The organism is Alcaligenes faecalis, from assembly GCF_041521385.1.
Classification (GTDB): Bacteria; Pseudomonadota; Gammaproteobacteria; order Burkholderiales; family Burkholderiaceae_B; genus Alcaligenes; species Alcaligenes faecalis_E.
On record NZ_CP168006.1, the window covers coordinates 1,143,474 to 1,158,594 of the forward strand.

Below are 15,121 nucleotides of genomic sequence, written 5' to 3' on the forward strand. Positions count from 1 at the left end.
CCTCGTGCTGGCTGCCCAGCAACCAGGAGACCTTTATGAGCAGTACTGAGAACACCCCTAGCACTGGCTTCAAGCCCAAGAAGTCTGTTGCCCTGTCTGGCGTTGTGGCAGGCAATACCGCCTTGTGCACGGTCGGCCGCAGTGGCAATGATCTGCACTACCGCGGCTACGATATCTTGGATCTGGCCCAGGCTTGCGAATTTGAGGAAGTGGCTCATTTGCTGATTCACGGCAAATTGCCCAACCGCGACGAACTGCGCGCGTACAAGCAAAAGCTCAAGCGTCTGCGTGGCCTGCCCCTGGCCTTGCAAACCGCGCTGGAAACCCTGCCTGCTCACAGTCACCCCATGGACGTGATGCGTACTGCCGTGTCGGTTCTGGGTTGCGTGCTGCCTGAAAAAGACGACCACAACCTGCCCGACGCGCGCGACATCGCCGACCGTCTGATGGCTTGCCTGGGTTCGGCCCTGCTGTACTGGTACCACTACAGCCACAACGGCGAGATGATTGATGTGCAGACTGACGATGACAGCATCGGCGCGCATTTCCTGCACTTGCTGCATGGTGAGAAGCCATCGGCCGAGTGGGAAAAAGCCATGCACGTGTCGCTGAACCTGTACGCTGAGCACGAGTTCAACGCCTCCACCTTTACCAGCCGCGTGATCGCCGGTACAGGTTCGGATTTCTACTCCGCCATCGCTGGTGCGATTGGCGCCCTGCGCGGTCCCAAGCACGGTGGCGCCAACGAAGTCGCCTTTGAAATCCAGAAGCGTTACGAGACCCCTGACCAGGCCGAGGAAGATATCCGCAAGCGCGTGGAAAACAAGGAAGTCATCATTGGCTTCGGTCACCCCGTCTACACCATCTCCGACCCACGCAACGAAGTGATCAAATCGGTGGCCAAAGAGCTGGCCGTGGCCGATGGCAACACCCGCATGTTCGACATTGCCGAGCGTCTGGAAAGCGTGATGTGGGAAGTGAAGAAAATGTTCCCCAACCTGGACTGGTTCTCGGCCGTGTCCTACCACACCATGGGTGTGCCGACCGCCATGTTCACGCCTTTGTTCGTGATCGCGCGTACGGCTGGCTGGGCCGCTCACGTCATTGAGCAGCGCGTGGACAACAAGATTATTCGTCCCACCGCCAACTACATTGGCCCTGAAAACCAGAGCTTTGTGCCTCTGGATCAGCGCCCATAAGTCACCGATCCTGGGCTATTATTCGCCTGTGATCTAACCCACGGCCCCGCTGCATTGCGCACGCGGGGCCGTCTTGCTGGTGACTTCCATGCTCTCTGAATTTGTACGCTACGCCCTGCCGCTGGCCGGCACCCTGATGATTGCCTGCGCCCTGACCACTCTGGTTTCCGGTGCTTATTTATTGCTGTTCAATCTGCGCCGCAGCAACCAGGTATTGCGCCATCCTTATCTGGACCAATACCCCTGGGAAAAACTCAGTTTTTCGCTGAAGGCCGGCGTACTGCTGGATTATTTTTTGCGCCTGAATTTCCCCAAACGCCAAAGCTCGCTGTTTGGCAATGCCAACCGTCTGCTCAAGCATGTACAACCCGAGGACGTCCCCATGGGCATCAAATGGCCCCTGATGGGGCTATGGGGCGGCTGCTTTCTGGGCATGATCAGTATGCTGGCTGTTTGGATTCTGGTCGCCCTGCACTCCACCCCTACTTGAAGGAGCCTGCCTTGACTACCGAGATCCATCACGACCCGCAAGCGCGTCTGTTTTACTGCGATGTTGAAAACCGCCGCAGCGTGATCGAATACGAACTGGACGATGCTGTCATGAGCATCACCCACACCCGTGTGCCGCCCGAGCTGGAAGGCCGCGGCATTGCCGGGCAACTGACCCGCTTTGCGCTGGAAACAGCAAAAAACCAACAGTGGAAAGTACACCCGGTTTGCAGCTATGCCGTGGTCTATTTCCGCCGTCACCCTGAATACGCCGACTTGCTGGCCTGAACCCGGCAACATTCAGCTTCCTGCAAGTCTTATATAAGATATAAGACCATTGCTTCGCTGTGCGCTTCAAATTACAATTGGGGCAACACGCGATTTATTGCATTTTCATATCAACCATTTACCGATAGGCACCCGCACTATGCTGGACTCTTACCGCGAACATGTTGCCGAGCGCGCTGCTCTGGGCATTCCCCCGCTGCCTTTGTCGGCTCAGCAGACCGCCGAGCTGATCGAGCTCATCAAGAACCCACCTGCCGGTGAGGACGCATTCCTGCTCGAGCTGCTGACGCACCGCGTCCCCGCCGGTGTGGACGATGCTGCCAAAGTGAAAGCTTCCTACCTGGCCGCCATCGCGCTGGGCACAGAAACCTGTGCCTTGATCAGCCGCGAGCGTGCCACTGAGCTGCTGGGAACCATGCTGGGTGGCTACAACATCAGCCCGCTGATCGATCTGCTGGACAGCCCCGAGCTGGGCCAGATCGCTGCCAACGGCCTGAAAAACACCCTGTTGATGTTTGACGCTTTCCACGACGTTCAGGAAAAAGCCGAAAAGGGCAATGCCTTTGCAAAAGAAGTGCTGCAAAGTTGGGCCGACGGCGAATGGTTCACCAGCCGTCCTGAAGTCCCCGAAAGCCTGACCGTGACCGTTTTCAAAGTCACCGGCGAGACCAACACGGACGATCTGTCCCCCGCCCCTGACGCCTGGAGCCGCCCGGATATTCCGCTGCACGCTCTGGCCATGCTGAAGAACCCGCGCCCAGGTATCGAGCCTGAAGAGCCCGGCAAGAAAGGGCCTGTCAACTTTATCGAATCCCTGAAAGAAAAGGGCCACCTGGTTGCCTACGTAGGCGACGTGGTCGGTACCGGCTCTTCGCGTAAATCGGCCACCAACTCCGTGTTGTGGTTCACCGGCCAAGACATTCCTTTCGTTCCCAACAAGCGTTTTGGTGGTGTGTGCCTGGGCAGCAAGATTGCTCCTATCTTCTACAACACCATGGAAGATGCTGGCGCTCTGCCCATCGAACTGGACGTTTCCAACATGGAAATGGGCGACGTCGTTGAACTGCGTCCCTACGAAGGCAAAGCCTTCAAGAATGGCGAGCTGATTGCCGAATTCCAGGTCAAGTCCGACGTGCTGTTTGACGAAGTACGCGCCGGTGGCCGTATTCCCCTGATCATTGGCCGTGGCCTGACTACCCGTGCTCGCGAAGCACTGGGTCTGCCCCCAACCACCCTGTTCCGTCTGCCACAAAGCCCTGCCGATTCCGGTAAAGGCTTCTCCCTGGCTCAGAAGATGGTTGGCCGTGCTTGCGGTCTGCCTGAAGGCCAAGGCGTGCGTCCCGGTACCTACTGCGAACCACGCATGACCACCGTTGGCAGCCAGGATACGACGGGCCCAATGACTCGTGACGAACTGAAAGACCTGGCTTGCCTGGGCTTCTCGTCCGATCTGGTAATGCAGTCCTTCTGCCACACCGCCGCTTACCCCAAACCTGTTGACGTTAAAACTCACCACGAACTGCCTGCTTTCATCAGCACACGCGGTGGTGTTTCCCTGCGTCCAGGCGACGGTATCATCCACTCCTGGCTGAACCGCATGTTGTTGCCCGATACCGTGGGTACCGGTGGCGACTCGCACACCCGTTTCCCTATCGGCATCAGCTTCCCTGCTGGTTCCGGTCTGGTGGCCTTTGCCGCTGCTACCGGCGTGATGCCTCTGGACATGCCAGAATCCGTGCTGGTGCGCTTCAAGGGCGAAATGCAGCCCGGCGTCACCCTGCGTGACCTGGTTAACGCCATTCCCCTGTACGCCATCAAGCAAGGCTTGCTGACCGTGGAAAAAGCCGGCAAGAAGAACATCTTCTCCGGTCGCATCCTGGAAATCGAAGGTCTGCCCAACCTGAAGATCGAACAGGCTTTCGAGCTGTCCGACGCGTCAGCCGAGCGTTCCGCCGCTGCATGTACCGTTCGTCTGAGCAAAGAGCCCATCATCGAATACCTGAACAGCAACATCACACTGCTCAAGTGGATGATTGCCAATGGCTACGAAGACGAGCGCACTATCTCGCGTCGTATCAAGAACATGGAAGCCTGGCTGGCCAACCCTGAACTGCTGGAACCCGATGCAGACGCTGAGTACGCGGCTGTTATCGACATCGATCTGGCTGAAATCCACGAGCCTATCGTGGCTTGCCCCAACGACCCTGACGACGTGAAAACCATGTCCGACGTGTCCGGCACCGTGATCGACGAAGTGTTCATCGGTAGCTGCATGACCAACATCGGTCACTTCCGTGCGGCCTCCAAGCTGCTGGAAGGCAAGCGTGACATTCCAACCCGCCTGTGGGTCGCTCCGCCGACCAAGATGGACCAGCAACAACTGAGCGAAGAAGGTCACTACGGCGTTCTGGGCGTGGCCGGTGCTCGTATGGAAATGCCCGGTTGCTCCTTGTGCATGGGTAACCAGGCACAGGTTCGTGAAGGCGCCACCGTCATGTCCACCAGTACCCGTAACTTCCCCAACCGTCTGGGCAAGAACACCAACGTGTTCCTGGGTTCGGCTGAACTGGCCGCCATCTGCTCGCGTCTGGGTCGCATCCCAACCCGCGAAGAGTACCTGGCCGACATGGGCGTTCTGCAAGCCGACAGCGACAACATCTATCGCTACATGAACTTCGACCAGATCGAAGAGTTCAAGGAAATTGCTGACTCCGTAGGTCTGTAAGCCGCCCTGGCGCTTGCAAATAACGCCTTCGCCGCTTCATGCGGCGAAGGCGTTTTTCTTTGCCTGTTTGAAATCCCCCTCTCTCAAGGCACAGACAAAAAAAGCCTGGATATCAGGACTACCTGCAGTTATCAGTACGCATACCCGAACCTGACTGCACTCGGGTATACCCCTACCATCATCGTGGTTACTCCTTATGTACGGCTGGTGCTCGAATCGCCTATAACGCTGAAAGCAAACTGAAAGAATACTGAAATAAAGCTGAAAACATATCAGGTTGCTGCAGTTTGCTCTCGAACGCTTACAGCCACTTCGGAGACACACCTCATGAGAAACAGGATCAAAAAAAGCACCGCGCCACACGAACACACTGGCGCATCCCGGCGCAAGTTCCTGAGCGGTGCTGCAGCCGGCACCGCGGCTGCAGCAACGATGGGCTTTCCTGCCATCGCTCGCGCGCAGGGTCCCATCAACTTCCGCTTTCAAAGCACTTGGCCCACCGTCGATATCTTCCACGAATTCGCCCTTGATTTCGCCACGAAGATCAACGACATGACCGGTGGAGACCTGAAAATCGAAGTCCTGCCCGCAGGGGCCGTTGTACCGGCCTTTGGCTTGCTGGATGCCGTCTCCAAGGGAACGCTTGACGGCGGCCATGGCGTGCTGGGCTACAACTACGGCAAGCAAAATGCCTTGGCTTTGTTTTCATCTGGCCCGGCCTTTGGCATGGACGCCAATATGGTTCTTGCATGGCACAAATACGGCGGCGGCAAAGAATTGCTCGCCAAGCTGTACGATGCCATCGGTGGCAATGTTGTCTCGTTTCTGACCGGCCCGATGCCCACTCAACCGTTCGGCTGGTTCAAAAACCCCATCGCCAAGACCGAAGACCTCAAGGGCCTGAAATTCCGTACCAATGGCCTGGCGATCGACCTGTTCACCGAAATGGGCGCTGCCGTCAACGCCCTGCCAGGTGGTGAGATTGTCCCCGCCCTGGACCGCGGCCTGCTCGATGGAGCCGAGTTCAACAATGCCGCATCGGACCGCGCCCTGGGCTTTCCGGACGTGTCCAAGGTTTGCATGCTGCAAAGCTTCCACCAGGCCTCCGAAACCTTCGAGATCATGTTCAACAAGGACAAGTACAACGCCTTGCCGACACAACTGAAAGCCATTGTCGATAACGCTGTCGAGGCCTCATCGGCCGACATGTCCTGGAAGGCGGTTGACCGTTACTCGCAAGACTATCAACGCCTGCAAAAAGAAGACGGCGTCAAATTCTACAAAACGCCTGACACCATCTTGCAACAACAGTTGGTCGTGTGGGACCAGATTGTCGCCAAGAAAGCCGAGACCAACCCCTTGTTCAAAGAAATCGACGCCTCGCAACGAGCGTTCGCGGCACGCGCCATGGCCTGGGATATGGACACCAACAATAACCGCCGTATGGCCTACAACCACTACTTCGGTCGCAAGACCCCCCAAGCCAAGAGCTGACCCCTGGCGGCAATCGCACCGCGTCATCCCGTCCTGCCGGATGCGGATGACGTCTCCCTCCCCGCTCCAGGCCGGCCGCGCCTCAAGCCGCAGCCGACACGCATCAGACCCTTTCCGCGCTAGCAAGGTGAACCTACCATGCAGAAAATTCTGGTCTTTATCGACCGGTTCAATACGTGGATAGGCCAGTTGTTCGGCTGGCTAGTCCTGGCATTGACCCTGTTCGTTTCCTTCGAGGTTTTCTCTCGATACGTACTCTCCAACCCACACGCCTGGGCCTTTGACATGATGAACATGCTGTACGGCGGCCTGTTCATGATGGCAGGTGCCTATACGCTCTCCAAGAACGGCCATGTCCGCGGGGATGTCCTGTATGGCTTTTTCCCGCCCCGCCTGCAGGCGGCCCTGGATCTGATCCTGTACATCCTGTTCTTCATCCCCGGTGTGGTCGCCATGTTCTGGGCCGGTTACTACTTCGCTGCCGAGTCCTGGGCCATCATGGAGCACTCGAATATCACCGCCAACGGGCCGCCTATCTACCCGTTCAAGGCCATCATTCCACTGGCTGGTTTCTGCCTGCTGCTGCAAAGCTTCGTGGAAATGGTGTACTGCGTACGCTGCCTGCGGGACGGAACATGGCCTTCACGCGACAAGGACGTTGAAGAGGTCGATGTAGACAAGCTAAGGAATATGGTGGACGTCAAGAGCGATGACCTCAAAAAGCTGGATGCCTTTGTCACAAGCAACGGCAAGAAAGGGAGTCCAACATGAGAAAAGAAATCTGGTTCGGGCTCTCCCTACTGATCGGCATTGTCCTGAGCATTGCCATCTTCATGCCAGCCCCTGCAGACATGACAAACGGTCATTTGGGTCTGCTCATGCTGGCGCTGATTGTTGTCACTATCATGCTGGGCTTTCCCACTGCCTTCACCTTGATGGGGATGGGGGTGATCTTTACCTGGCTTGCCTATCGCGACATGGGCACGCAACAAGCGATTCAGCAGACCCTGGACCTGATGGTTCTGCGCACCTACGCCGTCATGACCAACGATGTGTTGATTGCAGTGCCTCTGTTCATTTTCATGGGTTACCTGGTTGAACGCGCAAACCTGATCCAAAGCCTGTTCCAGGGCATGCACCTGGCCATGGCGAGAGTTCCTGGTTCGCTGGCGGTAGCCACGATTGCCACCTGCGCCATCTTTGCTACCGCCACTGGCATTGTGGGCGCGGTCGTAACACTGATGGGCTTGCTGGCGATGCCCGCCATGCTGCGGGCGGGCTACAGCGTACAGCTTACAGCCGGCTCCATCACCGCCGGGGGCTGCCTGGGTATTATGCTGCCCCCCTCCGTGCTGCTGATTCTGTATGGCGCCGTCGCGGGGGTTTCGGTCGTGAAACTGTACGCTGGCGCCTTCTTCCCTGGCCTGCTACTGGCCGTCATGTACGTGCTGTACGTGATCATCCTGGCCAAGCTCAAACCCAGCGTCGCGCCCCCGCTTTCTGCGCAAGACCGGATTGTGCCACTGCCGGCCTTCGCGCAAACCATCAAGGAGACCATGACGGATCGTGCTGTGCCCGGCCTGATCAGCGCCATGAAGGGGCCTCGCAATGTCGATGTACCCATGACGCTGCTGCTCAAGAATCTGGCCGTGGCCTTGCTGCCCGCGGTGATCTTCCTCGCTGTCATGGGCTTTAGCTATCAATCGGTTACCGCACCCAAGACAGCCGAGCACTACGAGCTGCAGGAAATGGGCGGTGGTTTCAGTAGTTTCGACAATGACTACAGTAGCGGCGGACTGGCAGAGCCTCCGGGGGCTGGCGGTTTGTCCGAACCCGAAGGCAGTGAGCCACTCCTTGCGCTGGGTATCAGCGAACCGGGCGCAGAAGCTCCCGCAACTGCAGCGGGGGCCACCGAAGAAGCCACGACAACAGAGCGCCGAGCTGCGCCGATGACATTCTGGATCTTTCTGATCGTGGGCAGTCTGGCCTTGCTGGCTTATTACGCCATGCTGAACTTCGCACGGCTGGAAATCTTCAAGATGCTGCTCAGCTCCTTCTTTCCGCTGACCATGCTGATCCTTGCCGTGCTGGGTAGCATCATCGTTGGCCTGTGCACCCCCACCGAAGCGGCGGCCTTGGGTGCCTTGGGCGGTATCCTGTTAGCCTTCGCCTATCGCCGCCTGAACTTCGCCATGGTGCGCGAATCGGTGTACCTCAGCGCCAAGACCAGTGCCATGGTCTGCTGGCTGTTCGTCGGTTCCAGTATTTTCTCGGCTGCCTTCGCCTTGCTGGGCGGCCAGGAACTGATCAATAACTGGGTGCTGTCCATGGATCTGACGCCCATCCAGTTCATGATCCTGGCGCAAATTGTTATTTTTCTGCTGGGCTGGCCACTGGAATGGACAGAGATCATCATTATTTTCATGCCCATTTTCCTGCCGCTGCTAGGGCACTATCAAATCGACCCCCTGTTCTTCGGTTTGCTGGTGGCGCTGAACCTGCAAACGGCATTCCTGTCGCCACCGGTTGCCATGTCGGCCTTCTACCTGAAGGGCGTCTCGCCACCCCATGTCACCCTGAACCAGATTTTCCTGGGCATGCTGCCCTTCATGGGCATCCAGGTCCTGGCGATTATCATCCTGTACCTGTTCCCCGGCATCGGCCTGTGGCTACCCAGCGTGTTGTACTGAGAGCAATCTGCCAACATCGGATCAGGCCAGAAGCCGTCCCATTTTTGAATGAGGCGGCTTCGGGTGCATAGGGACGGTCCCATCATTCACACACCCCGGTCGTGGCAAAGGGTAAACTAGCTTGTCCCTCTATCGGTTTTGTATGTCCATGTCGCAACTCAATTCCAAACTGCTCGCCCAACAACCCAAAGAAATCCAGCGTCTGATCAATTACACAGATGCGCTGGTGCGTTCCGGCTCGCAGATCGAAGATCGCTACTGGCAAGGGCTGACCGCTCAATTGCTGGACAAACTCTATAGCGGACGCCGCAATACAGCGGTTGAACAGACACTGGAATTGCTGGGCAGCCAGCAACAAAACCAACATTACGAAATCCTGATGGAACTGGCCGAGTCCCACGCCGAGTGTCAGCAAATCGAGCATGAGGGCGTGCTGTATGACGCCCTGCTGTTTTCGGCCCCGCTGACGGCCTGGACACGCTATCAACTGCCTCAGGGCGTCCTCAAACCCCAGCAACACAAAGAACTGGAAGAGGCCTTGCGCGCCACGGTTCTGGCCGAGGGCACGATGTGCGCTCTACTGCCCAATCTGGTCAATTACGACGAGATGCCGCAGACGTATCAGCAGGCTTACGCCTGGACGCGCAGTCTGACTGCGCAAGCCCTGGGCCGCAGTCAGGAACCTGCTCCACTGAACAAACCCGAAGAGGCCAATAGCTTGCTAGCCGACGCCCGCTTTCTGATTGGTGTCGTCATGGCTCCGGTCGGTCAGCCTCTGTTTCGCTGGCAGCAATCCAGCGACAATCTGCAAGCCGAGCACCTGCGTTGGGTAGAGCAGTGGGTGGAGCGTTACTCCGCCATCGTCACGCCTTTGTTTACCGGCTGCCAACTGCAATTCCTGGCTCCCAACGCTTATTACGTCAACAACCGCGAGTCAGACCGCGAAATTCGCCCATTAGCCTTGAAGGCCGGTATTACCTGGCTGCAAACGGCCGTGACGCTCTCACCCGACCATTTACGTGCGGTCATCGTTGCGTGCGGCCAAGAACAGATCGAAGAATATCGCGTGGGCTTTAGCACCATTTCCTCGCCCACCGTGATTTATGGCTGTATCTGGCCGGTGTTGAGCCAGGAGGAGGCAGAATCCTCACTCCACAGCGATGATCATATCGACATCCCGGACGTGATTGCCGCCCTGCTCAGCAATCTGGGCCTGGTCCAGATTCAGCGCCTGCCCGGCCTGCACTCCACCGAGACCTGCGACGATTGCAACGCACCTTTCTTCCCGGATATTAACGGCGAGATGCAGCACCCGGAACTGCCGGACGAAATCGATCTGGACCCCGTACAGCTACACTAAATTGAATACCGCTACTGCTTCCCTGCCTGTATCCATAGACCTGTTTTGCCGTGTTATCGACAATTTGGGGGATATAGGCGTGTGCTGGCGGCTGGCCCGTCAACTGGCGGCCAAACCCGAGGTCGCCCAGCTACGCCTATGGGTGGATGATCTACACAGCTTTGGCCGCATCCAGTCCGACATCCAAAGCGGCCTGCAAAGCCAGCAGTTACAAGGTGTGGATATTGAGCATTGGCACGATGCCCGCCAAGACTACCCCGCAGCACATCCCTTCGTGATCGAGGCCTTTGCCTGCGAACCGCCCGAAGCCATGACAAGGCAACTGACGGCAGATAGCCATGTGTGGATCAATCTGGATTACCTGAGCGCCGAGCCCTGGGTACAGGGCTGCCACGGCCTGCCCTCCCCACAAGCAAACGGGGCCAACAAGTATTTCTTTTTCCCCGGTTTTGTCCCGCAAACAGGGGGGCTGCTGCGTGAAAGCGATCTGCTGGCCCGTCGCGAGGCCTTTCAACAGGACGATGCCGCCTACCAGACCATGCTGAATCGTCTCGGCGTCGCACAGGAACACATTCAAGCCCTGCTCCAGGGCCAGATGCAGCAAATGTTCCTGTTCTGCTATCCCGATGCACCCGTCCTGGCCCTGCCTGACGTACTGTCCACGCTAAAGCAGAAAACCCTGCTGTTGGTGCCCGAGTCTGTTGCCCAACGCATCCCGGATCTGGAGCAAGGCCACTTGCGAGTCCAGCACATCCCCGCCGTAAATCAGGCCGATTTTGATGCCCTGCTCTGGCGCAGCGCACTGAATATGGTGCGTGGCGAGGACTCGCTGGTACGCGCCATCTGGGCCGGTCAGCCCATGCTGTGGCAGCCTTACGTGCAGGAAGAACAGGCTCATCTGGACAAGCTGCAAGCCTGGCTGGATACCGGCAATTTGCCCGACCCGGTTCAAGCCCTGCATCTGGCCTGGAGCAGTACCGATCAAGCCGGTGCCGCCACTGCCTTGAGCCGCTGCCTGGAACCGCAGGTGTTGCGTCTATGGCAACAAGAAGCCCGTGCTTATAGTGAAAAACTGGCTGAACAAGCCGATTTGGCCAGCAGTTTGCTGAGTTTTTACACCCAAGTCGCCCGAAAACGCTAAAATAACGGATTACCTCTTAAAAGCTCCCTGACACTGCGTTTGGCGGAGCCTGTCCCATTCGGAGTTTTTTAAATGAAAACCGCACAAGAACTGCGCGTTGGTAACGTCGCGATGGTCAATGGCGACCCTCTGGTCGTTCAGAAAACGGAATACAACAAATCCGGTCGCAACTCCGCCGTTGTCAAACTGAAGTTCAAAAACCTGCTGACCGGCTCGAACAGCGAAGCCGTGCACAAAGCCGACGAAAAATTTGAAGTTGTTCAGCTGGAAAAGCGCGAATGCACTTACTCCTACTTCGCTGACCCCATGTACGTCTTCATGGACGAAGAGTACAACCAGTACGAAATCGAAGCCGAAAGCATGGGCGACGCCCTGGACTACCTGGAAGAAAACATGTCCGTTGAGGCCGTTTTCTACGAAGGTCGTGCTATCTCGGTTGAGCTGCCCACCATCATCGTGCGCGAAATCACCTACACCGAACCTGCCGTGAAAGGCGATACCTCCGGTAAAGTGCTGAAGCCTGCCAAGATCAACACGGGCACCGAAATCAGCGTGCCTTTGTTCTGCAATATCGGCGACAAGATCGAAATCGACACCCGCACTGGCGAATACCGCAGCCGCGTGATGTAAGAAAGGCGCAGTGCCGCCCAGTGTGGTACACGCCAAAAAAGGGGCTGTAAAAACAGCCCCTTTTTCCTGCCTGCCAGATTCACCAAGAGGCCTTCTGAACATGGTAAAGGTAGTAGAGGCTGGATACCGCTATCGTTAATACACTCGGTGTTCAGCCCGCAAGCTCCTACCTTTCCCCAAACGCCTCCTCAAAAATCCCCACAATCGTCTTCTTATCCGTCTGAACCGGATTCGTTGCACCACACACATCTTTCAGTGCATTCTCAGCCAAGACATCAAAATCCTCCCGCTTTACCCCCAGTTCCTCCAGCGACTTCGGAATCCCCACAATATCTGCCAGCTTTTTAATCGCAGCGATAACATCCAGGCCTTTCAGGTCAGGATTATTGTCCGACAATATTTTGCCCAACTCATCCAAGCGTCCTTTTACTGCTTGCATATTGAACGACTGCACATGCGGCAGCAACAGGGCATTGCAAACACCGTGCGGCAGGTCGTAGAAACCACCTAGCTGGTGCGCCATGGCATGGACATAGCCCAGTGACGCGTTATTGAATGCCATGCCTGCCAGGAACTGCGCATACGCCATTTGTTCACGGGCTTTCTTGTTATGTGGCTCACGCACGGCAACAGGCAGATAGCTGGCAATCAGCTCTACCACTTTCACTGCACAGGCATCGGTGATGGGGGTGGCAATGGTTGATACATAGGCTTCGACTGCGTGAGTCAGGGCATCCATGCCGGTGGCCGCAGTTAGCGAGGCAGGCATGCCTTCCATCAGGTCGGAGTCGTTCACAGACAGGAAGGGAGTGATGTGGCGGTCGATGATCGCCATTTTTACGTGGCGGGTTTCGTCGGTAATGATGGTGAAGCGTGTCATTTCCGACGCCGTGCCTGCTGTGGTGTTGATAGCCAGCAATGGCAGTTGTGGCTTGGCGGATTTATCTACGCCTTCGTAGTCCGCAATCTTGCCGCCGTTGCTAGCAACCAGGGCCACACCTTTAGCACAGTCGTGGGAGGAGCCGCCCCCCAGGGAGACGATCATATCTGCACCGTGTGCTTTTAGGGCTTCCAAGCCTGCATTGACGTTACCCACGGTGGGATTAGGCTGCACATGATCAAAAATCGCTGTATCGATGCCCTGCGCAATCAGCTTATCTGCCACCAATTTGGCCATACCCAATTTGGCCAGATCGGAGTCGGTGATAATCAAGGCTTTTTTGAAGCCCATTTTTCCAACAATCGACATAGCCTGATCCAGAGCGCCTGGGCCCAGAACATTGTGGGGGGTCATGAAAAACTCAGAGACAGTCATTGTGCGTGCTCCTAATGAACGCTAGAAGAAGCTCCTTGCGACCTCAAGGCAATACGCATCGAAAGCACGCAAGAAGGGCATCCCCCCATATTGCATGGGGGGAGGTCTGACAACACTACGAATAGATCAAGAGATCAGAAAAAGCCCAGGGCGTTCGGGCTGTAGCTGACCAGCAGACACTTGGTTTGCTGGTAGTTATTGAGGGCCATCTTGTGGGTTTCGCGGCCAATGCCGGATTGCTTGTAGCCACCGAAGGCGGCATGAGCCGGATACAGGTGATAGCAGTTGGTCCAGACGCGACCAGCTTCAACGCCACGGCCCACGCGATAGGCACGCGAGCCGTCGCGACTCCAGACGCCAGCACCCAGGCCAAACTCGGTGTCGTTGGCGATGGCGATAGCTTCTTCTTCGTCCTTGAAGGTGGTCACGGCGGCCACCGGTCCGAAGATCTCTTCCTGGAAGGTACGCATGCTGTTTTTACCCAGCAGCATGGTGGGGCTGATGTAGTAGCCATTATCCAGGCCTTCGCCCAGACGATTGCGTTCGCCACCGGTCAAGGCTTGTGCGCCCTCCTCACGACCGATATTGATGTAACCCAGGATGCGCTCCATCTGTTTCTCGGACACCTGCGCGCCCACCATTGTCCCGGCATTGAGCGGATTGCCGGTCTGAATACGTCTGACTCGCTCGACAGCACGCTCAATAAAGCGTTCGTAGATGGACTCCTGAATCAGGATGCGCGATGGGCATGTGCAGATCTCGCCTTGGTTCAGGGCGAACATGCTCAAGCCTTCCAGGGCTTTGTCCAGGAAAGCATCATCAGCCTGCATCACATCTTCAAAGAAGATGTTGGGGCTTTTGCCGCCCAACTCGACCGTAGCGGGGATCAGGCGGTCGGCAGCCGCGTGCAGGATTTCCCGGCCAACGGGGGTGGAGCCGGTGAAGGCGATTTTGGCGATGCGCTTGGAGTTGGCCAAGGCATGGCCAGCTTCTTTACCGTAGCCAGTGACGACGTTCAGTACGCCAGCAGGCAACAGATCGCCGATGACTTCCATCAGCAGCAAAATGGAAGCGGGGGTTTGCTCGGCGGGTTTCAGGACGATAGGGCAACCAGCGGCCAGGGCAGGAGCCAGTTTCCAGGCGGCCATCAGCAGCGGGAAGTTCCAGGGGATGATCTGGCCGACGACGCCGATAGGTTCATGGAAGTGGTAGGCAACCGTGGTGCTGTCCACATCCGAAATACTGCCTTCTTGTGCGCGCAGGCAACCGGCGAAGTAACGGAAGTGGTCCACAGCCAAGGGCAAGTCGGCAGCACGAGTTTCACGGATGGGTTTGCCGTTGTCGATCGTTTCGGCAACCGCCAGACGTTCCAGGTTTTGCTCGATACGGTCAGCAATGCGCAGCAAGACGGCAGAACGCTCGGCAGGCGGTGTGTTGGCCCACTGATGACGCACCTTGTGCGCCGCGTCCAGAGCAAGGTCGATGTCCGCTGCGCCCGATCGGGCGACCTGGCAAAACACTTGCCCGGTGACGGGGGAGACGTTATCAAAATACTCACCCTCGACCGGCGGTACCCAACGTCCACCAATGTAATTGTCGTAACGGGACTTGAAGGGGAATTCCAGATCCAGGCCCATGGATTTGAGATCGGACAGATTCATGATGTCTCCTTTATTAGTTAATGTGGTGTCACCGAAGGCGCACCGTAGAAAAAGGCAAGGTTCTCCTTTATCTTGGTTTTACTAAAGCAAATAGCGTGCCAAGCTAACTAGCGATTGTCCCGACTCGCT

12 protein-coding genes are annotated in these 15,121 nt (G+C 57.0%); 10 read left to right on the forward strand and 2 right to left on the reverse strand.

Annotated features, from left to right (window positions below; all coding sequences use genetic code 11):
- Positions 1-35: 35 nt before the first annotated feature.
- The 10 genes from prpC to efp all read left to right on the forward strand — a co-directional run bounded on the left by prpC (position 36) and on the right by efp (position 12,016).
- Entirely contained in the window at positions 36-1,199 is a 1,164-nt protein-coding gene (prpC, locus tag ACDI13_RS05200; protein ID WP_316990816.1) for a 2-methylcitrate synthase, read from the forward strand.
- A gap of 88 nt (positions 1,200-1,287) precedes the next feature.
- Positions 1,288-1,689: a hypothetical protein gene (locus ACDI13_RS05205; protein ID WP_316990815.1), complete on the forward strand. Its 402-nt coding sequence runs from the start codon at positions 1,288-1,290 to the stop codon at positions 1,687-1,689.
- 11 nt (positions 1,690-1,700) lie between these two features.
- A complete protein-coding gene (locus ACDI13_RS05210) occupies positions 1,701-1,976 on the forward strand; it encodes a GNAT family N-acetyltransferase (RefSeq protein WP_316990814.1) in 276 nt (91 codons plus the stop codon).
- 139 nt (positions 1,977-2,115) lie between these two features.
- The gene (acnB, locus tag ACDI13_RS05215; RefSeq protein WP_316990813.1) at positions 2,116-4,701 is read left to right on the forward strand and encodes a bifunctional aconitate hydratase 2/2-methylisocitrate dehydratase; all 2,586 of its coding nucleotides are present in this window, start codon (positions 2,116-2,118) and stop codon (positions 4,699-4,701) included.
- Between the two features lie 327 nt (positions 4,702-5,028).
- The gene (locus ACDI13_RS05220) at positions 5,029-6,195 is read left to right on the forward strand and encodes a TRAP transporter substrate-binding protein (RefSeq protein ID WP_316990812.1); all 1,167 of its coding nucleotides are present in this window, start codon (positions 5,029-5,031) and stop codon (positions 6,193-6,195) included.
- A gap of 138 nt (positions 6,196-6,333) precedes the next feature.
- The gene (locus ACDI13_RS05225; protein ID WP_316990811.1) at positions 6,334-6,966 is read left to right on the forward strand and encodes a TRAP transporter small permease subunit; all 633 of its coding nucleotides are present in this window, start codon (positions 6,334-6,336) and stop codon (positions 6,964-6,966) included.
- Positions 6,963-8,885, forward strand: coding sequence for a TRAP transporter large permease subunit (locus ACDI13_RS05230; RefSeq protein WP_316990810.1), 1,923 nt, complete (start codon positions 6,963-6,965; stop codon positions 8,883-8,885). Before ACDI13_RS05225 ends, ACDI13_RS05230 begins: the two co-directional genes overlap by 4 nt.
- 148 nt (positions 8,886-9,033) lie before the next feature.
- Positions 9,034-10,245, forward strand: coding sequence for a DUF2863 family protein (locus tag ACDI13_RS05235; protein ID WP_316990809.1), 1,212 nt, complete (start codon positions 9,034-9,036; stop codon positions 10,243-10,245).
- Between the two features lies 1 nt (position 10,246).
- Positions 10,247-11,386, forward strand: a complete 1,140-nt coding sequence (gene earP / locus ACDI13_RS05240) for an elongation factor P maturation arginine rhamnosyltransferase EarP (RefSeq protein WP_316990808.1) — start codon at positions 10,247-10,249, stop codon at positions 11,384-11,386.
- Positions 11,387-11,458: 72 nt separating this feature from the next.
- On the forward strand, positions 11,459-12,016 hold the full coding sequence (efp, locus tag ACDI13_RS05245) for an elongation factor P (protein ID WP_003802564.1): 558 nt from the start codon (positions 11,459-11,461) through the stop codon (positions 12,014-12,016).
- Positions 12,017-12,182: 166 nt separating this feature from the next.
- Here efp and ACDI13_RS05250 read toward each other — a convergent pair whose 3' ends face one another.
- The gene (locus ACDI13_RS05250) at positions 12,183-13,331 is read right to left on the reverse strand and encodes an iron-containing alcohol dehydrogenase (RefSeq protein WP_316990807.1); all 1,149 of its coding nucleotides are present in this window, start codon (positions 13,329-13,331) and stop codon (positions 12,183-12,185) included.
- Between the two features lie 134 nt (positions 13,332-13,465).
- Positions 13,466-14,992, reverse strand: coding sequence for an aldehyde dehydrogenase family protein (locus ACDI13_RS05255; RefSeq protein WP_316990806.1), 1,527 nt, complete (start codon positions 14,990-14,992; stop codon positions 13,466-13,468).
- Between the last annotated feature and the right edge of the window lie 129 nt (positions 14,993-15,121).

Bases quoted from the DNA above. Each gene is read 5' to 3' on its own strand.
- prpC (WP_316990816.1), top strand. From the start codon at position 36: ATGAGCAGTACTGAGAACACCCCTAGCACTGGCTTCAAGCCCAAGAAG.
- ACDI13_RS05205 (WP_316990815.1), top strand. From the start codon at position 1,288: ATGCTCTCTGAATTTGTACGCTACGCCCTGCCGCTGGCCGGCACCCTG.
- acnB (WP_316990813.1), top strand. From the start codon at position 2,116: ATGCTGGACTCTTACCGCGAACATGTTGCCGAGCGCGCTGCTCTGGGC.
- ACDI13_RS05220 (WP_316990812.1), top strand. From the start codon at position 5,029: ATGAGAAACAGGATCAAAAAAAGCACCGCGCCACACGAACACACTGGC.
- ACDI13_RS05225 (WP_316990811.1), top strand. From the start codon at position 6,334: ATGCAGAAAATTCTGGTCTTTATCGACCGGTTCAATACGTGGATAGGC.
- ACDI13_RS05230 (WP_316990810.1), top strand. From the start codon at position 6,963: ATGAGAAAAGAAATCTGGTTCGGGCTCTCCCTACTGATCGGCATTGTC.
- ACDI13_RS05235 (WP_316990809.1), top strand. From the start codon at position 9,034: ATGTCGCAACTCAATTCCAAACTGCTCGCCCAACAACCCAAAGAAATC.
- efp (WP_003802564.1), top strand. From the start codon at position 11,459: ATGAAAACCGCACAAGAACTGCGCGTTGGTAACGTCGCGATGGTCAAT.
- ACDI13_RS05250 (WP_316990807.1), bottom strand. From the start codon at position 13,331: ATGACTGTCTCTGAGTTTTTCATGACCCCCCACAATGTTCTGGGCCCA.
- ACDI13_RS05255 (WP_316990806.1), bottom strand. From the start codon at position 14,992: ATGAATCTGTCCGATCTCAAATCCATGGGCCTGGATCTGGAATTCCCC.